At 60.7% G+C, this 18087-nt stretch carries 19 protein-coding genes; 8 read left to right on the top strand and 11 right to left on the bottom strand.

What is annotated here, in order from left to right:
* Positions 1–57: 57 nt before the first annotated feature.
* The gene (locus IP81_RS00105; RefSeq protein WP_197274463.1) at positions 58–618 is read right to left on the bottom strand and encodes a thiamine phosphate synthase; all 561 of its coding nucleotides are present in this window, start codon (positions 616–618) and stop codon (positions 58–60) included.
* On the opposite strand from IP81_RS00105, the gene IP81_RS00110 reads away from it, so the two are divergent.
* Together IP81_RS00110 and IP81_RS00115 are read left to right on the top strand one after the other, a co-directional pair.
* Positions 617–1282, top strand: a complete 666-nt coding sequence (locus IP81_RS00110) for a YggS family pyridoxal phosphate-dependent enzyme (RefSeq protein ID WP_054105941.1) — start codon at positions 617–619, stop codon at positions 1280–1282. The genes IP81_RS00105 and IP81_RS00110 overlap by 2 nt on opposite strands.
* A gap of 117 nt (positions 1283–1399) precedes the next feature.
* Positions 1400–2701 carry a GGDEF domain-containing protein gene (locus IP81_RS00115; protein WP_054105942.1) on the top strand — a complete coding sequence of 434 codons (1302 nt, stop codon included), beginning with the start codon at positions 1400–1402 and terminating at the stop codon, positions 2699–2701.
* A gap of 7 nt (positions 2702–2708) precedes the next feature.
* Here IP81_RS00115 and pyk read toward each other — a convergent pair whose 3' ends face one another.
* Entirely contained in the window at positions 2709–4154 is a 1446-nt protein-coding gene (pyk, locus tag IP81_RS00120; protein ID WP_054106068.1) for a pyruvate kinase, read from the bottom strand.
* Positions 4155–4254: 100 nt separating this feature from the next.
* On the opposite strand from pyk, the gene IP81_RS00125 reads away from it, so the two are divergent.
* The 3 genes from IP81_RS00125 (at position 4255) to IP81_RS00135 (ending at position 5289) form a co-directional block, all read left to right on the top strand.
* On the top strand, positions 4255–4587 hold the full coding sequence (locus tag IP81_RS00125; protein ID WP_231626177.1) for a DUF1244 domain-containing protein: 333 nt from the start codon (positions 4255–4257) through the stop codon (positions 4585–4587).
* A gap of 103 nt (positions 4588–4690) precedes the next feature.
* The gene (locus IP81_RS00130; protein ID WP_054105943.1) at positions 4691–4927 is read left to right on the top strand and encodes a DUF2312 domain-containing protein; all 237 of its coding nucleotides are present in this window, start codon (positions 4691–4693) and stop codon (positions 4925–4927) included.
* Positions 4928–4971: 44 nt separating this feature from the next.
* Positions 4972–5289 (top strand): heavy metal-binding domain-containing protein, encoded by a 318-nt coding sequence (locus IP81_RS00135; RefSeq protein ID WP_054105944.1) that lies wholly within the window; start codon positions 4972–4974, stop codon positions 5287–5289.
* On the opposite strand, the gene IP81_RS00140 is transcribed toward IP81_RS00135, so the two are convergent.
* Positions 5286–6032: a type II CAAX prenyl endopeptidase Rce1 family protein gene (locus IP81_RS00140; RefSeq protein ID WP_157573011.1), complete on the bottom strand. Its 747-nt coding sequence runs from the start codon at positions 6030–6032 to the stop codon at positions 5286–5288. The two genes, IP81_RS00135 and IP81_RS00140, sit on opposite strands and share 4 nt — an antisense overlap.
* Positions 6033–6068: 36 nt before the next feature.
* Between IP81_RS00140 and IP81_RS00145 the strand changes: the two genes are divergently transcribed.
* From IP81_RS00145 to ruvC, 3 genes are read left to right on the top strand one after another with little or no spacing between them, the layout of a single operon-like run.
* Positions 6069–6833, top strand: a complete 765-nt coding sequence (locus IP81_RS00145; protein WP_054105946.1) for a YebC/PmpR family DNA-binding transcriptional regulator — start codon at positions 6069–6071, stop codon at positions 6831–6833.
* Complete coding sequence (locus tag IP81_RS00150) at positions 6830–7381, top strand: hypothetical protein (RefSeq protein ID WP_054105947.1); 552 nt, start codon at positions 6830–6832, stop codon at positions 7379–7381. The genes IP81_RS00145 and IP81_RS00150 overlap by 4 nt, the downstream gene beginning before the upstream one ends.
* 4 nt (positions 7382–7385) lie before the next feature.
* A complete protein-coding gene (gene ruvC / locus IP81_RS00155) occupies positions 7386–7862 on the top strand; it encodes a crossover junction endodeoxyribonuclease RuvC (RefSeq protein ID WP_054105948.1) in 477 nt (158 codons plus the stop codon).
* 6 nt (positions 7863–7868) lie between these two features.
* On the opposite strand, the gene IP81_RS00160 is transcribed toward ruvC, so the two are convergent.
* From IP81_RS00160 to peaA, 8 genes are read right to left on the bottom strand one after another with little or no spacing between them, the layout of a single operon-like run.
* The gene (locus IP81_RS00160) at positions 7869–9905 is read right to left on the bottom strand and encodes a tetratricopeptide repeat-containing sulfotransferase family protein (RefSeq protein ID WP_054105949.1); all 2037 of its coding nucleotides are present in this window, start codon (positions 9903–9905) and stop codon (positions 7869–7871) included.
* The gene (locus tag IP81_RS00165) at positions 9902–10615 is read right to left on the bottom strand and encodes a S8 family serine peptidase (protein ID WP_082355830.1); all 714 of its coding nucleotides are present in this window, start codon (positions 10613–10615) and stop codon (positions 9902–9904) included. The genes IP81_RS00160 and IP81_RS00165 overlap by 4 nt, the downstream gene beginning before the upstream one ends.
* Positions 10608–12323: an ABC transporter ATP-binding protein gene (locus IP81_RS00170; RefSeq protein WP_054105950.1), complete on the bottom strand. Its 1716-nt coding sequence runs from the start codon at positions 12321–12323 to the stop codon at positions 10608–10610. The genes IP81_RS00165 and IP81_RS00170 overlap by 8 nt, the downstream gene beginning before the upstream one ends.
* The gene (locus IP81_RS00175; protein ID WP_231626178.1) at positions 12320–13354 is read right to left on the bottom strand and encodes a hypothetical protein; all 1035 of its coding nucleotides are present in this window, start codon (positions 13352–13354) and stop codon (positions 12320–12322) included. Before IP81_RS00175 ends, IP81_RS00170 begins: the two co-directional genes overlap by 4 nt.
* Complete coding sequence (locus IP81_RS00180; protein ID WP_054105951.1) at positions 13351–14439, bottom strand: YncE family protein; 1089 nt, start codon at positions 14437–14439, stop codon at positions 13351–13353. Before IP81_RS00180 ends, IP81_RS00175 begins: the two co-directional genes overlap by 4 nt.
* 54 nt (positions 14440–14493) lie before the next feature.
* A complete protein-coding gene (qhpC, locus tag IP81_RS00185) occupies positions 14494–14820 on the bottom strand; it encodes a quinohemoprotein amine dehydrogenase subunit gamma (RefSeq protein ID WP_054105952.1) in 327 nt (108 codons plus the stop codon).
* Positions 14817–16271: a quinohemoprotein amine dehydrogenase maturation protein gene (peaB, locus tag IP81_RS00190; protein ID WP_054105953.1), complete on the bottom strand. Its 1455-nt coding sequence runs from the start codon at positions 16269–16271 to the stop codon at positions 14817–14819. Before peaB ends, qhpC begins: the two co-directional genes overlap by 4 nt.
* Positions 16268–18064, bottom strand: a complete 1797-nt coding sequence (gene peaA / locus IP81_RS00195) for a quinohemoprotein amine dehydrogenase subunit alpha (RefSeq protein WP_231626179.1) — start codon at positions 18062–18064, stop codon at positions 16268–16270. Before peaA ends, peaB begins: the two co-directional genes overlap by 4 nt.
* Positions 18065–18087: the final 23 nt, after the last annotated feature.

The following is an 18087-nucleotide window of genomic DNA, read 5'->3' on the forward strand; positions in this document are numbered from 1 at the left end:
CGCCCGAAGGGGACTCACCGTCAAGAATCCCGACGGGTTTTGCTGTGATTCAAACCGTTAAACCAGCCCATCAATCGCGGCCCAGCCGTGGACGGGCAAAGTCGCGGCACGGCGACGCGTCATCCCGCCCAAGGCGATCACCGGGATCGGCGATTGCCGTGCCATGCGCAGAAACCGCACCGGCCCAAGCACTACACCGCCCGGATGCGACCGCGTGGGAAAAACAGGTGAAAGCAGCACAGCGTCTGCCTTTACCCGCACGGCCTCAGCAATTTCAGCCAACGAATGCGCGGTGGCAAGGCGCAGGCCCTTGGTGCCCGCAACCTCGCGCGGACTTCCGTAAGTGCCGTCGACGCGCCAGCCACGCGGCGTTCTGGCCCCGATCATGCAGATGCCATGGGCACGGGCGATGCGCTTCAGGCATTCAAACCGCCGCTGCCGCGCCGACGCTGGCAAATCATAATGCCGGAACACCAGTGCGCTCCCGCGCGGCAGGCGCGCAAGGGCACGCTCCAGCGCGGCATCATTGCGGCGATCGCTGATCAGGATGAGGCGTGGGACAGCCGTCCCTTTGTTGGTCTGGCGCTTTGCCATCTCTGCGCTATAGCACCGCGCCATGGAACAGGCAGCCCCTTCATCACCCCTTGAACATGTCCGCGCCCGCATTGCGACCGCTGCAAAGATCTCTCGCCGTCAGGCCAAAGAGGTGACGCTTGTCGCCATATCAAAAACCAAGCCCGCAGAGGCGATCCTTGACCTGATTTCGCAAGGCCAGCGCGTGTTTGGCGAGAACCGCGTGCAGGAAGCGCAGGAAAAATGGCCTGCGATTCGTGCGGTTCATCCTGATGTGGAACTGCACCTTGTCGGCCAACTGCAATCTAACAAGGCAGAAAACGCGGTAGCGCTGTTTGATTGCATCCATTCGCTCGACCGGTCCAGCCTGATTGTAGCTCTTGCGGCTGCGCAGGCAAAACTGGGTAAGCGCGTGCCTTGCTTCATCCAGGTTAACATCGGCAACGAAGATCAGAAGGGCGGTTGCGCCGTGAGCGATCTCCCTGATCTTCTCGGGAAGGCACAAGCGATGGATATCGAAGTCATCGGGTTGATGTGTGTGCCACCGGCTGGCATCGAACCTGCTCCGTTCTTTGCATTGCTCGACAAGCTGGCGAACGACAGCGGCCTTGAACGCCTTTCGATGGGCATGAGCGACGATCTGGAAACTGCGGTACAGCTTGGTGCAAGCCATGTCCGGGTTGGCGCGGCTCTGTTCGGATCGCGTTAAAAAAACCTTTTATCGTTAACCTTGGGCCACCAACTGAGGGGGCTTTCTACTATTGTCTTGCTTAACGATTTTCTGCCTTCCTTCGCTCTATACCTTCGTGAAAGATAGGGTGAAGGTATGGCCAAGAGCAAGCAGGCGGTGCAACTGCAGCAGATGTCGGTGGCGAACGATACGCTTCTCGAGCGCACCCATCTTGCGGCAATGGCAGCGCAGATCATTGTGCTCGTTACGGTTCTGCTAACTCTTTTTGTCGCCGACATCTATCATGACAGCCTTGCGGGAATCGCAGCGGTTGCGCTTGGCCTTACTTTCGGCGTGCAGATGATCCTGCGGCGCACTGCGCTGACACTTAAACAGCGGGAGCGGGACCACTTTCGCGTTACCAGCGATTCGCGCGAACAGATTCAGGAACTGTTTGCGATGACCGACATGCTTCAGGCCGCCGAAACATACGAGGATGCTGGTGCCGTACTGATGGCCACAGCCCGGCGGCTATTGCCGGGCTACGGTGTGGCGCTTTATGTTTTCAACAATTCGCGCGACCGGCTTGATCTGGCCCGAGCTTGGGACATGCCACAAGAACTTCCTGCGCCTGAAATGCTTTCCCCGTCCAATTGCTGGGCACTCAAACGCGGCAAGCCCCATATCAACGCGCCACATGAAGGATCACTGTGCTGCAATCACCACAGTTCGCAAACGGCCAGTGTCGAAATGCCGATGATGGCATGCGGCCAATTGCACGGCCTACTGGTGATTGCCCACGACGACCAAGAGGGGGCATTCGAGCGGCTTATGGAGATCCGTCAGTTAGGCCGTGCCCTTTCGGACTCGATGTCGCTTGCGCTGTCTAACATTTCCCTGCGCGAAAAGCTGCGCACGCAATCGCTGCGCGATCCGCTCACCGGGCTTTATAATCGGCGCTATATGGAAGACGCGCTGGAGCGGTTCGTCTCACTAGGCTCGCGCACCGGCGGAAGCACGGCGGTCATCATGCTCGACCTTGATGATTTCAAAAGACTCAATGACGAACAAGGCCACGCCAAGGGCGATGCTGTGCTGCGCGATGTTGCGGCCCAGCTTGTGGGTGCATTACGCCCGACTGACGTCGTTTGCCGCTATGGCGGAGAAGAGCTGGTGGCGATTCTGCCGGATTGCTCGCTGGAAGATGCGATGGAGAAAGCCGAAATCCTGCGCGAACGGATCGAATCGCTCAGCAACAGCCACGAATGCGCCATCTCCGCATCCCTCGGCGTTGCCACCGTGCCCGAAACCGCAACATCGGCAACAGACATTTTGCCCATTGCCGATGCAGCGCTTTATGCTGCCAAGAAAGCCGGAAAGAACCGCGTTCTCGCTTCGGAAAAACGCTTGGGCCGTGATGGTCTTCGCTTGGCCTCGGTTAAAGTCGGGCAATCTTGAGGGTGTTTTAACCGCCGTTATAGTGATCGAGTTCGTTGCCGATCAGCGTTACCACATGAAGCAAGTTGGTTGCGCCCGGAGTGCCAAAAGGAACACCGGCCAAAGCCACAAGGCGCGATCCCGCCGTGCCAAAGCCATGACGCAGCGCCATACGCTTGCCCTTGGCGATCATTTCTTCAAAACTGCCGATGTCCTTTGTGCTGACCGCATGCGCGCCCCACAGCAGGCCGACCTTGCGTGCCGTCTTTTCCGATGGCGTCAGTACCAGCATCGGCACGCCCGGGCGTTCGCGCGCAACCCTGCGCGCAGTCGAACCGGAGCCGGTGAAAACGATGATCCCGGCAATCGGCACCGTGTTTACAATGCTGGCAGCGGCTTGCGCCAAGGCGTCTGCGGTGGTGGGATCGGGCAGCGTTTCGATAAAGTGGACGCGCGCGGCATAGCCGGGATCAGCTTCCACTTGTGCCGCAATCCGGTGCATGATCGTCACCGCTTCTTCGGGCCAGGCACCAGCGGCTGTTTCTGCCGAAAGCATCACGGCGTCTGCGCCATCATAAACCGCATTGGCAACGTCGGAAACTTCGGCGCGCGTTGGCGTCGGCGCTTCGATCATCGATTCGAGCATTTGCGTGGCGACAACCACCGGCTTGCCCTGCCGGCGCGCCGATTCGACAATGCGTTTTTGCAGCGGCGGCACTTCTTCAGGATTGAGTTCCACGCCCAGATCGCCGCGCGCCACCATGATTCCGTCGGACAGCTCGATAATCTCTTCCAGCCTTGAGATTGCAGCAGGCTTTTCGATCTTGGCCATCAGTGCGCCATATCCGCCCATCAAGCGGCGCGCTTCGGCCACATCTTCGGGCCGCTGCACGAACGACAAAGCGATCCAGTCTGCGCCATGTTCCACTGCAAACGACAAATCGCGGCGGTCCTTTTCGGTCAGCGCGGGCACAGGCACCACCGCATCGGGCACGTTCACGCCTTTGCGGTCCGAAATCACCCCGCCCACTTCGGCAGAGCACAGGATCTCGTTCTCGTCTGCGCGAATCACCCGCAGCCGCAGCTTGCCATCATCGATCAACAGGCGCTGGCCCTTTTGCAGCACACCGAACAGTTCGGGATGGGGCAGGCATACGCGGGTTTCATCACCCGGTTCGGGGTTGCGATCCAGCGTAAAGTGCCCGGAATGGCGGATGACCGCGCGCCCCTCCTTGAACTTGCCAACGCGCAGCTTCGGCCCTTGTAAATCGCACAAAATGGTAATTGCGCGGTCCAACTTCTTTTCGAGCGCGCGGATATTGGCGATGGTTTGGGCGTGAATGGCGTGCTCGCCATGGCTCATATTGACGCGAAACGCATCAGCGCCTGCACGCACCAGCTTTTCCAGCATTTCCGGATCGCTGCTGGCAGGCCCTACGGTAGCGAGGATCTTTACCTTGCGGCCCCTGGTCATGACAGCGCTCGGATCGATCTTTGCCACAGCTCTGGTACTCCTTATGAAACAATGTCACGCGCTATGGCGTATGCCCCAAAAAAACCCAAGGACCATTACAGTGGATACGAATGCAACACTTATACCGAGCGATGCCCTTGATGAACTTCCCGATGCGGTCGCCGCCGCCGCCTTCCGCCGTCTGGTGCGCCATCTGCGCCACCGCCATGACGCGCAAAACATTGATTTGATGGGCCTTGCCGGATTTTGCCGCAATTGCCTTGCCGATTGGATCAATGATGCAGGCGCCGGTTTTGACAAGGCGACCGCGCGCGAGGTCATTCACGGGCTTCCCGCAGCCGAATGGAAGGCCCGCTTCCAGACCGAAGCCACGCCCGAACAAATGGCGCGCATGGACGAAAGCCTCAAGAAAAACGGCGGCATGCACGGATAGTGCCACCCGATTCCCGAGATTTCCACAAGCTGCACTTTGCCGATAGGCGGCGGCGCGTCTATCAGCGCCGCAACCGATTCACCCGTTACCCGGAGATAGCCCGATGGCCGAAACTGCCGACGACCGCCTGCGCCTGCTGATTGAGCGCATCGAACGCCTCGAAGAGGAAAAGAAGGGCATCGGCGACGACATCAAGGACGTCTACAACGAAGGCAAAGCCGTTGGTTATGATGCCAAAATCATGCGCCAAGTCGTCCGCCTGCGCAAGATGAAGCCCGATGATCGCCGTGAAATGGAAGCCGTGCTTGAACTCTACAAGACTGCTCTCGGCATCGAATAACAAATCGGGTAAGGCTACCTCTTCGTGATAACGGAAGGCCTGTCATGCTCGTTTCCACCACCAGCCTTATCGAAGGTCGTCCGGTTCAGCGCTATCTTGGCGTTGTTACCGGCGAGGTGATCCTTGGCGCAAACATCGTGCGCGACCTTTTTGCCTCCATTACCGATATTTTTGGTGGCCGTTCGGGCAAGTATGAAGAAGTCCTCGCGCGCGGGCGTGAACAGGCGATGCGTGAACTCGAAGACAAGGCGCGCGCCTTGGGGGCCAATGCCGTGATTGGCGTTGATATCGATTACGAAACCATTGGTGCGCGCGGATCGATGCTGATGGTCAGCGTCAGTGGAACAGCAGTAATCGTCTAACCCACGATCATGGCCAGCGTTAGCGCTATGGCGTTTGATATGATGTGGGTCAGGATCGCCGCGCCAAGTCCGATGCGCAGGCGCAGGAACCCGAGCATCAAGCCGGTCCAGAATTGCGGCAGAACCAAGGGAATCGCGGCAAGCGTAAACTTGGGGTAATTCGCCAGATGCAGCGCGGCAAAGGCCAAGGCGTTGATATGAAACAGCCATGGAAACGCCCCGTCAAACCAGCCGGGCCGCTCCTGCTTATGGCGCAGCCAAAACCACACGCCGATCACCGCAGCGGTCGTGGCCAGCAGGATGCCGCCGCCTGCCAGCGGATTGGCTTTGCCAAAGCCCATAAACAGCGCCAGCCCGGCAAGCGTTATCGCCATAGCCCACAGCGCGCGCGGCAATCCGCTCAACCAGCCACGAAAGAACAACTCTTCCAGCACAGGGGCCAGCAAAACCGTGCCTCCCCACAGCGCCAGCGGGGTCATGCCATTGAAGGCATCGGGGGATGGCAAATCAAATATCTGCCGCCACGCCAGCATTACAGGGACCACCACGCCCATCAGCCCGCCCACTTGCATAGCGGTCAGCAACGCCCATCGCCGCCAAGCACCCGCTGCCCGCAAGCCATCAGGCCGCATCGGCTGGGGATTGCGCCAAAAGGCGATGGGTTCCATCAAGGTGGCGAAAACTGTCGTCGGCAGGATCATCGCGCAATCATTGCCCGAAAGCGCGTCGTCCGCTAGGGGCAACTCACATTCCCGCAAGATCAGCAAGAAGCACGGACCATGGCAGGCCATTCCAAGTTTAAAAACATCATGCACCGCAAGGGTGCGCAGGACAAAAAGCGTTCGGCGCAGTTCTCCAAACTCAGCCGCGAAATCACTGTGGCCGCCAAGATGGGCATGCCCGATCCCGACATGAACCCGCGTCTGCGCGCCGCCGTCAACGCGGCCAAAGCGCAGTCGATGCCCAAGGACAACATCGCCCGCGCCATTGATAAGGCAACCAAAGGCGAAGGCGATAACTACGAAGAAGTGCGCTACGAAGGCTATGGCCCCGGCGGTGTTGCCGTGATCGTCGAAGCGCTGACCGACAACCGTAACCGCACCGCCACCAACGTGCGCACCGCGTTTTCCAAGAACGGCGGCAACCTTGGCGCAAGCGGCGCGGTCAGCCACGGCTTCGAACGCCTCGGCCTGATCGAGTATCCCGGCTCGGTGGGTGACGAGGAAAAAGTCCTCGAAGCCGCGATTGAAGCGGGCGCCGATGATGTCGAATCAGATATGGGCGATGGCGATGAAAATCCCGGCAGCCACCAGATCTGGGTTGCGGTGGAAAACCTCCACGAAGTTGCCCGCGAACTGGAAAAGACGCTGGGCGAAGCCGAAGGCGTGAAACTGGCGTGGAAGCCCAGCCTCAAGACCGAAGTTTCAGCAGACGACGCAGCCACGCTGCTCAAGCTGATTGACGTGCTTGATGACGATGACGACGTCCAAACCGTGTGGGGCAATTACGAAATCCCCGACGACGTGATGGAGAAGTTGGGTTGATTTTGCATCGCCTCTGGCCGGTCGCCGCTTTGATAGCGGGGCTGGCCAGTGGTTCGCTGCTGCATTCCCAGCCGGTCAATCCGGCGGTCAGCCAATGTCGCGCCGGTGAAGCCGTGATCTATTCGTGCAAGTTCGGTAAGTCGGTCGGCAGCGTGTGCGGATCAAAATCAGCAGTGCATTATCGCTATGGTCCGCTTGGCCAACCGGCGCTTGATCTTGCCAACCGGTCTGACTGGTCGAACGTGCGCGTCGGCACTGTTCGCGGCCAAGGCGCTGGCGGCTATCAGGAACACGTGCGTTTTTCGAACGGACAGACGCATTACATCGTGTTCAAGGGCCAGGATGGCGAACTGGCGGATCGGCCCGGGCGGACCTATTCGGGTATTTCGGTACAAACTGGCCCGCAGGGTGAAACGACGCTGGCTTCATTGTCTTGCAGTAGCGGGAGCACAAGCTCCGGCAGCATTGTCGATGCCGTGAACAGTCGCTCGCCGGATGATACCGATCTTTCAGAAGAGGCTGACGGCCCATTCGACGCGTGGTTTTAAACGTATGATCATCCTCGGTATTGACCCGGGCCTGACCGTTACCGGCTGGGGTGTGATCTCTAAATCGGGCAGCAATTTGCGCCATGTTGCCAATGGCCAGATCCGCACCAATGCCAAGACCAGCATGGCCGAACGCCTTGTCGAACTCGATGCTGCGCTTGCCGCAGTGATTGCGCTCTACAACCCGGATGCGGGCGCGGTCGAAGAAGTATTCATGAATGTGAACCCGCAATCGACCCTGAAGCTTGGTCAGGCGCGCGGTGTCGCGATGCTATCGATCGCACGGTCGGGCATTCCGGTTGAGGAATACTCGACCAAAGTGATCAAAAAGGCGCTGGTCGGTACGGGCGGCGCGGAAAAGCAGCAGATCCAGCACATGCTCAAGATCCTGCTGCCCGGGGTAAAGCTGGCGGGCGAAGATGCCGCGGATGCGCTCGCCGTGGCGATCACCCACGCCAACATGCTCGGCAGCCACCGCTGAAACGGGCTATGGCGCCTCGGGGTAAGCCGTTAAAACCGGACCTAGCGCTTCAACCAGTGGTCCAAGCCAGGGCTCATAGTTCCGCCAAGGCTCCAGCCCGTCACGGAAGATCGGTTTGCGCACTTGCTCGGAACTGGCGGTGCGCACCGCGCGATCATTGTTGTAGAATTCAAGACAGCCCGGTTCAAACGGCACACCGATATAATCAAGCACGCAGCGGACCTGTGTTTCGGTATCGGCCACCATGTCCTCATAAATCACGCGGTGCACAGCGCCGGGCGCATGGGCATCAAACGCAGCCATCAGCCCCACATAATCGCTGTAGTATAGCCCGATCTCGCCCAGATCATACGTGAATGTCTGGCCGCGCGCGAAATGCTGTTTCCAGCCCGATATGCAGCACGAAAGCGGGTGCCGCCGCGCATCGATGATCTTGGCATTGGGCAGGATCAGCTTGATCAGGCCCACGTGCTGCCAGTTGTTGGGCATCTTGTCGATGAACAGCGGCCGGCCGGTCTGCCGGTGGACCCGCGTGCGCTCGATATACTCCTCGCCCAACCGCGTGCGGTCATCAGGTGTCAGCGAGGCGACCATCGTGGCGAAATCGGCAAACTCGCCCTCGTCCACGCGCGATTGCAGGCGGGCGGCCATCATCATCATCTCGGGCAGTTCCATCGTGCCCTCGATCTGGCTGTGGCTTGCCAGAATCTGTTCCACCAGCGTCGATCCCGAACGCGGCAGGCCCACCACAAAGATCGGATCTGGGGCAGGGCACCCGCCGTCTCCCATCTGCGCAATGAACGCCGCAGTAAATGTCTCCGCCGTCGCGCGCACTTCGGCGCTGAAGCTATCGGCATCGTGCAGCACCATCGTGCGGCGCAAGGCGTTGCCCGCATCGTAATGGCGGAACGATGCGGGATAGTCCCTGGCATCCTCAAACGCTTTGCCGAGCGAGAAGTGCAGGTGGAACACGTCCTCATTCTGCTCGTCCGTCGCAGCGCCCAGCGATGCCAATGCCGCTTCCATTGCGGCAATATCATCAGCGTCGAGCCGTACCGTTTTCAGGTTGGCAAGGCTCCACCATGCCTCTCCCATCGTCGGCTGATACTTCACGGCCTGCCGGTAAGCATGCACCGCCTCGGTCTGTGCGCCCAATGTTTTGAGTACGTGGCCAAGGTTCTGCCAGACTTGCGGCTGTTCGGGTTGCGCTGCCAAGAGTTCTTCATAAAGGCTGCGCGCGCGTTCCTGATGGCCCAGCTTCACCAATACCGATGCCAGAATCAGCTTGTGCCCCGGCGATTCCACCGGCGATCCGATCAGCACTTCGGCATGGGCCAAGGCATCGGGCAGGCGGTTGGTCTGCATCAGCAGGCGGATCAGGAAATCGCGCGCCAGATCAAAGCCGGGAGCCGCCAGAACCGCGCGCTCCACCCATTCGAGCGCGGTGGTCATATCGCCGCGCCGCCATGCAATCTCGCCCACCATGCGGCAGGCGGGCGGATCATCGGGCAAACGCACCAACCGTGCTTTCAGCACCGCGTCCGCCTCGTCCAATAGCCCATCGTTCACCGCCAAAGCGGCCTTCTGCAATTCGGCATCGTGCGATGATGCGTAGATCGCGGATAGTTCCGCCCGCCAAGCATCGCCGGAATGACCCAGCTTGCGCAGGCAACGCGCCAGCAGGAACCATCCCGAAGGAATGCTCGGCTGCACTTGCGTCAGCGTCTGAAGCGCCACCACCGCGCGCGGATTATCGCCAAGCTCTGCGCTCAACTCGCCCAGTTCCCACAGCACAGCGGGCACGCGTGCATTGGCCCGCGCCAGCGCATCCAGCCGCGCCAGCGCCTGCTTGCCCTTGCCGATCCGGCGCAATGCGCGCGCCACGATGAACTCTGCGGGGGGATATCCGGGCGCTTTGGCAAGAATGGCCTCGGCCTTGGTCAGCGCCTTATGCGGCTGCCCGTCCAATAAAGCCTCAGCCTCGGCCAGTGCGGCAGGAGGCGGCGCAGGTCTGCGGAGAGGCGGACGGGTCGTCTGAATCATGCCTCTTGCTTAGGCTGCGCATCAGGACTCGCGTGTACGTCAATCGGCGCAAGTCTCGCCAAGACATCGGCGCGTGCAATTGGGCGCAATTGACAGTTTGCCGCCACCCAACCTGTCACCTGCGCCACCGCAAAGCTGATGCCATACAAATTGCGCTGTTGTGGCACACCGGGGATAGGGCGGGGATAGCCCGAGGCATAGACCGCGCCATCTGCGCCAAGCCCGGGACCCCCGCGCGGCACATCCCAATCCAGCCCCACGCCCAGCACTTGGGGCAAGCACCCCGGCCAGCACGGCGCACCTTCGGCCTCGCGCGCCGCAACGATCAACGCGCCCGCTGCCACCGCCTCATCAGCCAGCGCGGCAAAGACATCGGCATGGGCTGCATTGGGTGTGCCAAGGCTCAGGTTGATCAAGTCCACCTGCGCCTCAATCGCGCAGCGGATCGCCCCTGCCAGCGCACGCGCACTGGCGCGCAAGCCTTCGCGGAACACCCGGATCGGCAGGATCAAGGCGTCTGGTGCCTGCTCCTGGATCGCCGCTGTCACCGCCGTGCCATGGCCTAGCCGGTCAAGCGCTTCGTCCTCACCGCTCAGCACTGTCCCGTCGGCCAGCAGCGACAGGCCGGGCAGCAGCCGGTCGGCAGCAATATGCGGATGCGTGGGATGAACCCCGCTATCGATCACCGCTATGCGCAAGGGCTCAACCATGCGTTGTCACCTGTGGCGCGATGCTGGCAAGGCCATGGTCGAGCCGCAGCACGTGGTCGGCCATGTCGGCCAGCGCGGGCTTGTGCGTGATCACGATCAGCGTGGCGTGGGGTAATGCGCGGCGCAGCCCTTGCGCCACCAGCATTTCGGTCGCTTCATCCAGTGCCGCTGTCGGTTCATCCAGGATCAGCACGTCGGGCTGGCGCAGCAGTGCGCGGGCGATGGCGATACGGTGACGCTCTCCGGCAGACAGCGCGAGGCCGCGTTCGCCCGTGCGCGTGTCCAGCCCTTCGGGCAGACGCGCGATCAGTGGTGCAAGCCCTGCCGCTCCTGCCGCCGCCTCAATGTCGGCACGCGACGCTGTCTCGCGCGCAAAGGCGATGTTCTGTGCAATCGTGGCATTGAACAGGAACGGGGCCTGATCCACCAGCAAGACCCGCGCGCGCAAATCGGCCAAAGATAGCTCGCGGATATCCGTGCCATCGATCGTCACGCGCCCGGTCACCGGATCGTGGAACCGCACCAGCAGGTCGGCCAGAGTAGATTTGCCCGCGCCCGAGGCCCCAAGGATCGCGGTCATCGCGCCCGCCGGAATCGTCAGGTCTACATCGCGCAGCACCGCCTCGCGCCCATGATCCATCGAAACGCCCTCGAACCGGATTTCGCGTTTCACCCCGGTCAAGGGTTTGGGCGATGCTGCCTCGGTCACTTCGGGCGCGGTATCGAACAGTTCGAAAATTCGCGCCAGGGCCACCCGCGCGGTGGCAAGGCTGGATGTGAGGCCCATCAGCGCTTGCACCGGCCCCAGCAGGCGTCCGTGATAGGTGATAAAGGCCACCAACGCGCCGATGGTCATCGTGCCATCGATGATCTGCTTGCCGCCATAGATCATCACCGCCGCGCTTGAAGCGGTGACAATCGTTCCGGGCAGTGCGCCCGTCATGAACGAAACGGTCTGCATCTTCAGCATCGTGGCGATGAAACCGCCATTGGCGGCGCGAAACCGTTCTGCCTGATGGTTCTCGGCGCCCAAAGTGTTGACCGTGCGCATGCCCATGATCGTATCGACCAGCAGGCTGCCGATGTCCGCGCCGCTTTCGCGCATCTGGCGCGAAAGGTCGGTCATCCGGCGCTGGAAGTGCAGGAAGCTTGCCACAGCCAGCGGCACCAGCACGGTTCCCACCAGAAACAGCTTCCAATCCAGCCACAGCATCATGCCCACGCTGCCTGCAAAGAACAGCACGTTGCTGACCACCGAAAGCAGCGTATCGCCCACCACGCGCTGCACATCGGACACATCGCTGTTGAGGCGCGACATCAGATCGCCCAGCCGGAACGATCCGTAAAAGCGGGGGGAAAGCGTTTGCAAGTGCCGCAACAACGATACGCGCATATCGAATAACATCGCGGCGGAAATGGCGACATAGCGGTAGGACACCAGCGCGTTGACCGCGAAGCCGCCGATGGTCGCCCCCACCATCAGCGTGGCGATTTTCACCAGCATGTCCCAATCGCGTTTGATCAGCGCTTCATCGATCATCAGCTTGGAAATCAGTGGTTGCGCAAGGTTCAGCGCGGTCGCCACAAGGCTGGCGAGCAGCACCAGCGCGAGGCGCGGCGCATAGGGTTTGAGCCAAGGCCACAGCCGCCCATATGTGCTCCACGGTGCAATCTTGGGGGCAGGGGGGGGCGTCGGCGATCCTCTCACGCCGCCAGTTCCCGGCGCACCAGATCAAAGCCGTGCAGGGCAAAGCGCGGCTCGGGCATGGTTGCCAGACGCGCGGTGCACCAGTCATATCCGGCGCGCGATGCGGCATATTGTTCGCGCCACCACGGCGATGATCCTGCCCCGCCATAGAATGGCAGCGATAGTTGCAAATGACGGCGCATCGCGGCCAGCAGCATCGAATGGTAATGGGTGATGAGCGCCGCCTGATCTTCCCCTCGGCCCAGCGCGGTGATGACGGCGCTGGCCAAAATCGCCTCGCGCGTCGCCTGCGCAGTGCCATCGCCGCAGATCGGATCGAACGCGAGCGCGGCGGTGCCCAGCGCCAGCCAGCCTTCCCCGGCAAGCTGTTCCAGCATGCGCGGAGATGTGTCGAACGCGCCGCTGGCGGGCTCCATCGTATCGATCAGCGGTGCGATCATCGGTGCTTGCGCCGCCAGTTCCTCAGGCGCGCCACCTACGCTGAGAAGCCATGCCCCGCCAACGCTGTCCGGGATCAGGAACAGCCAGCCATCATCGACGGATTCAACCCAGCATGTCGCCGGATCAGCCTTGGCTGAAAGCCGCACGAGCGCGGTGGAGGACAGCCGTTCGCCAAAGCGCTGCATGTTGGAAACCGGGAACGGCGACATCCCGTGAATGGTGGCGAAGGCTTTGGTGTTGCCCGCATTTGCTAGGCTGGCCTGAGGCGCTGCCGCAAGAGCATCAGTCAAATCATCTTCGGATACGACCACAGCGCCATGCGGCATCGCCACTGCTTCACCGGCACCCCAGCGCACCACGCGGCGCTCGATCCGGGCTTTCCCGGCAAACAAATCGGGCTTGCTAAAAACATCGCGGAGCAGCGCCAGCGCCGGATCGCTCAACATGATGACCGGCACCGGGCGTCTGGAGCCAGGTTCCAATTCCAAGGTAACGCCTGCGCGGTTCAACAGATTGGCTGCGGTCGCTACCGCTACACCCTGTCCGCGCAGCGCAATCGAGCGCCCGCGAAGGAGAACGCTGCCCGTCACTGGGTGATGATCATCCCCGCGCCGGTAGTGTCATTGCCAAGGTCGACCGTCTTGATGTGTTGCAGCGTTTGCGCATCGTACATCTCGATGTCGTAGCTTGCGCCGTAGATATACAGCATCTTGCCATCGCCCGACATGCCGAACTGGAAGCGCGTGCGGCAGGGGAATTCAGCCTTGTTCTTCACCAGATTGGTCGAAAGATCAAAGTGCCAGAATTCGCACCGCTTGTTGCCCACCTTCTCTTGCGTGACAACGGTCCAGCCTTCTTTCATGTCGGCCGAAACCTGCAAACCGGCCATGCCGCCACCCACCGGCGCGGGGCCAATCGGGCGGAAGGCAAAGGTCTTGGTCGCCAGATCAAAACGGCCCACGCCGAAGATCTTGTTGCGGATATACGGGTCTTGCGCGTTAAACAGCGAGACGTACTCGTTCGGGTTGCGCAAGGTCTCCACGCCGCCGCCAAAGCTGACGCCCTCGATGCCGGTGGCCTCGGGCTTTGAAAACTCCAGCCGGTCTTTGACCTTGAGTTCGGCGGTGTCGATCACCAGAACTTTGTCGCGGATCAGAAACATGGTCTTGCCATCGGCAGACATCATGTAATTGCCGCGCCCGCCACCGTTGCGCACGTCTTCTTCAGGCACGTCGACGGTGCGGACAACCGCCTTTTTCTGCAAATCGATCACGCCGAACATCTGCGGGCTGACGGTATAACGATCAGGCAGCTTTTCGAACTTCTGGATCATCGTGTAGAAGAAACGGCCCGTAGGATCGGGCACGCCGCCGTTGAAGCGATAACGCACCGTGGGCGTGTTCAGGCTGAACGAATTGATCACCTTCTTGGTTTTCGTGTCGATCACTTCGATCCCGCTGGTGGTGATCGTCGTCACGTAAATCTTCGATTTGTCGTTAGACAAGCGCATCGAGGTCGGCAGCCCTGAAGCCAGCGTCAGCCGGTCCTGCACCGCGCCGGTGGCTTCATCCAGCACCAACATCTTGTCGGGGTAAGACCCCATGAACAGCGTCGAGGCCTGCGCGGCGCTTGTTCCGGCAAGGAGGACAGCGATAAAAACACCGAGTTTCTTCATGGAAACGCTCTTCCGGTCAGGATGATCAGGGCAGAATGGATCGGGTGCAAAACATCACGGGAAGATGATGTCGAGGCTCCGCCAGTCCTTGGCCGCCGTGGCGCAATTGCTGGCCCAATCGGGTGAATAGTTCACATGATCGGGCACCTGGACCGGCCAGAAGCAGGTGACATAGCAATCGTAGATATCGCGCTCTGCCGGTTGGCATAGGCCCGCCGTGCCGCCGCCTGCATCCACTTCCCAACCGGGCGAGAACGAGATCGAGCACCCCATCGGGGTGTGCATCGGCTTCTGCTGAAGCGCGATAACGTCTTCTTCGGTCGAGGAAATTGTCTCCTCGATCCGCTTGGCCTTCTTGTTCAGTGGTGTCAGGTGCTTCATGACAAGCCCTTTCGTGCAGCAAAGCGTTCAAGAAATTCGGGGTTGCGCGCAGCGACGGTGCCGTAGATTTTCAGGCACGCATCGGTCCATTCGCGGATCCAGTCGCAATAATGCAGATTGGCATGGCCGGTATCGCCATAGCGCACGAAGGCTTCGTGGTGGCACCCGCCCGCGCACAATGGCCGTGCCCAGCACGATGAGCATTCGTACTTCGACCCGACATGGCCGCGCGTGAGAAAGTCGGTGCGCTTTTCCTTGTCGAGCCCGGTTGTGACATGGCCCAGCACATGCGTATCGGCATCGGTAAAGCGGTGGCAGGGCGAAATATCGCCCGATGGACTGACGCCGACAAGGCCAAGCCCTGCACCGCAAGGATGCGATTTGTTGGTGCCCTGGATCAGTTCGCTGATGGTTTCCGACACATTCGAAAAACCGTGCATTTCACCACGCAATGCGAAGGCGAGCCATTCGGCGGCCAGTTCATGGAAGGCAGAAACCACGGTGTCCATGCCATCGCTGTCGAGCGTATAAGTCTGCTCGCCTGAATCCGTTACCGGTGCAAAGCCGACTTCGTGGAAGCCTAGATCGTCCTTGAGGTGGCGATAGATGCGGATTACATCGGTCACGCCTTCGGTCAGGGTGACGCGCGCGGTAATCGCGCGGGTCTTGTGTCCGGCAATCAGCTTGCGCAGGCGCGGTTCCATTACCGCATAAGAACCCTTGCCGTTCTTATAGACCCGGCGCTTGTCCTGAAGATCGGGCGGGCCGTCCATCGATACGGTAACGCCCACCGCCTGATCGGACAGGAACTGGATGATCTCGTCGGTCAGCAGCGTGGCGTTGGTCGTCAGGCTGTAGGTCATCCGCTTGCCCTTGGCGGCAGCGGCTTCGTTGGCATAGAGTACCACATCACGCAGCAGCTTGAAGTTCATCAGCGTTTCACCACCGAAGAACGTGATGTGCGGGCTTTCGCGGTCGCCTGAACTGGTAAGCAGGAAATCAACCGATGTCTTGGCGGTTTCCAGCGTCATGTACTTTGGCTTGCCCGCAGGCGTGGCGATCTTGTCTGCGCCGAATTCATAGCAATAGGTGCAGGCCAGATTGCACTGGTTGGTGACGTTCAGCACCAAAGCCTGCAACGGATAGTCTTCGGGCGGCGCAGGCGGTGCCAGCGGCGCTTCGCGGATTTCGTCCGATATGATGCCGCGCACCGCGCGCAGCTCGCGGATCAGGTCTTCGGCATCGGCGCGCGAATAGTTCGCTTCGATCAGCGCGGCGACCATCTCGCCATAGGCCAGTTGCTTTTCGCCGAGCAGCGCCATGACGCTGGCCGCACCTTCATCAAGCGCGAAGATGGCCCCGGCCGAAGCCAGATAAACAAAGCCCTGACCTTGGGCATCGAACAGGTGAATGTCACCGCGACGGTATTTTGGGGCGAGAACCGTTGTCACTTGGCCACCTCCGGTTGATCCCAGCGCTTATAAGCGGGCACTGTCACGATCATGAACGACTTGGCGGTCAGCGGCTTGCCCAGCGCGTCCTTTTCGGACTTGGCGGTGGCAACGACCCAGACTTCGCCGTAATTGTTGCGGCCCCACTTGCGTTCGGGGTTTGGCCCGTCAATCGCCGGGGTAAACAGCGCGTTCGCGCTCAACTTGCCGACATAATTCACGTCGTCATCGTAATAGACGGTCTGGAATTCTTCCATCGCCCAGGTCACATCGATGGGCCCGAGCGCCACATCGTCCACCGTGTAGGGCTTGCCATCAAGGCCGTTGTCAAAGCCGAGGGCATCAAACTGGGAGTACCCCGGTGTGTGCTTTTCGCTGCCGCCAAGGCGGGCGAGCGAGGTGTCGGGCACGACCTTGAGGTAATCGACCTTCTTGTAGACCGGCAAGCCAGCAGCCAGCACCGATCCGCCAAGCCCGACATCGTGCGCGCCGACGGCGGCGTCTGCGGCAACATCTACGGTCAGCACGGCTTCGGTCGGGCTGGCCGAGACGACTTTGCTCACGACCACACCCTTGCCCAGATCAATGTCGGCAGGCTTCAGTCCAGCGGGGAAGGCATCGCCAATAAGTTTGAGAGTTGCGCCCTTGCTTCCGGCCTTCAAAGCATAAGGCCACACGGCGGCGATGGTGGGTTCGGCAGCGGCGCGGGTCAGCTTTACGTCAAAACCGAACTCTTTGTAATCGCCCCAGAACCAGCGGCCTTGCGCTGATTTGCGATCGGGCGAGAACCACATCGTTTCGCGTGTTTCGTGATCTTCCGGCGCATCGGCGCGGCTGCCTTCGGGGCCGCTTGATGATGTGCCGCGCCATGAATAGCCGGTATAGACAAGGCCCTTGCCCTTGCGGGTGAGGGTCGAGCCATCCTTAAACGATTTCAGCGTGATAGACGTTGTGTAATCATCCTCGCCGCTCGCAGGCGTCACGATCATTTCGCCCGCATAAAGCCCCTTGCCCGGCAGCATGGCACTGACCAACCACTTGCCGCCCAGCTTGGCCGATTGCACCCGCGCATCCCATTTTGCCCATTCTGGCGTGATCAGCGGCGCGTTCTTGTTCATGTACTCCAGCGCCACTTCGACCGGCAGCGGCTTTTTCGCGCCAGCGGCGGGGACGGGCTGGGTGGGATCTTCCACTGCGCGGCGATATTGCGCATCTGCCTGGGAATACATGGCAACGTGGAGGTTGGTCAGAAGGCCCCATTCGGCTTTCGAGCGTCGCCATGAGAGCGGCTGCGCGAAGGCATGACACGATGCGCACGATTGGCGGATCGTTTCGTTGGGGATGTTGGTTTCGTTCAACTGGCGATGCTCGGTCAAATACATAACCGGCTTGGATTCTTCAGGCGATAGGCCGTGGCTGGCCGATAGCGCGCGCACGACAGCCTTGGATTCCGATGGGGTGATGGACAGACCATTCAGCGCGACCATGCGCTTGATCACTTGCGCCCAACCTTCAGGCGTGGTCCGCACCCAAGAGATGCGCGAGAGATTGCCCTTCGCATCTGCGGTATGGCACGTTCCGCACTTTTCGGTGACGATGGCAGCCTTCACCGGAATGCCGGTTTCGGTCTCAACCGGGTTCGAAGGATGGCGTCCGGTGTCTTTGGCTGCTTGGGCCAGCACGAGCGAAGCAGGCAGGGCGGTAAGTCCGACAAACTGCACCAAACGGCTGCGCATCAAGCGCTTTAGCCGACGGTTGGCGGTATCGCGGGTAACGGTCTCGGCCACGCTCATGGTCGCAATTTCCCCCTTGAAGG

Origin of the sequence: Novosphingobium sp. AAP83, from assembly GCF_001295795.1 — a bacterium.
In the GTDB taxonomy this organism is placed as follows: Bacteria; Pseudomonadota; Alphaproteobacteria; order Sphingomonadales; family Sphingomonadaceae; genus Novosphingobium.

Bases quoted from the DNA above. Each gene is read 5' to 3' on its own strand.
- IP81_RS00160 (WP_054105949.1), bottom strand. From the start codon at position 9,905: ATGATTCAGACGACCCGTCCGCCTCTCCGCAGACCTGCGCCGCCTCCT.
- IP81_RS00115 (WP_054105942.1), top strand. From the start codon at position 1,400: ATGGCCAAGAGCAAGCAGGCGGTGCAACTGCAGCAGATGTCGGTGGCG.
- IP81_RS00145 (WP_054105946.1), top strand. From the start codon at position 6,069: ATGGCAGGCCATTCCAAGTTTAAAAACATCATGCACCGCAAGGGTGCG.
- pyk (WP_054106068.1), bottom strand. From the start codon at position 4,154: ATGACCAGGGGCCGCAAGGTAAAGATCCTCGCTACCGTAGGGCCTGCC.
- peaA (WP_231626179.1), bottom strand. From the start codon at position 18,064: ATGAGCGTGGCCGAGACCGTTACCCGCGATACCGCCAACCGTCGGCTA.
- IP81_RS00105 (WP_197274463.1), bottom strand. From the start codon at position 618: ATGGCGCGGTGCTATAGCGCAGAGATGGCAAAGCGCCAGACCAACAAA.
- ruvC (WP_054105948.1), top strand. From the start codon at position 7,386: ATGATCATCCTCGGTATTGACCCGGGCCTGACCGTTACCGGCTGGGGT.
- IP81_RS00135 (WP_054105944.1), top strand. From the start codon at position 4,972: ATGCTCGTTTCCACCACCAGCCTTATCGAAGGTCGTCCGGTTCAGCGC.
- IP81_RS00180 (WP_054105951.1), bottom strand. From the start codon at position 14,439: ATGAAGAAACTCGGTGTTTTTATCGCTGTCCTCCTTGCCGGAACAAGC.
- IP81_RS00130 (WP_054105943.1), top strand. From the start codon at position 4,691: ATGGCCGAAACTGCCGACGACCGCCTGCGCCTGCTGATTGAGCGCATC.
- IP81_RS00110 (WP_054105941.1), top strand. From the start codon at position 617: ATGGAACAGGCAGCCCCTTCATCACCCCTTGAACATGTCCGCGCCCGC.
- qhpC (WP_054105952.1), bottom strand. From the start codon at position 14,820: ATGAAGCACCTGACACCACTGAACAAGAAGGCCAAGCGGATCGAGGAG.
- IP81_RS00165 (WP_082355830.1), bottom strand. From the start codon at position 10,615: ATGGTTGAGCCCTTGCGCATAGCGGTGATCGATAGCGGGGTTCATCCC.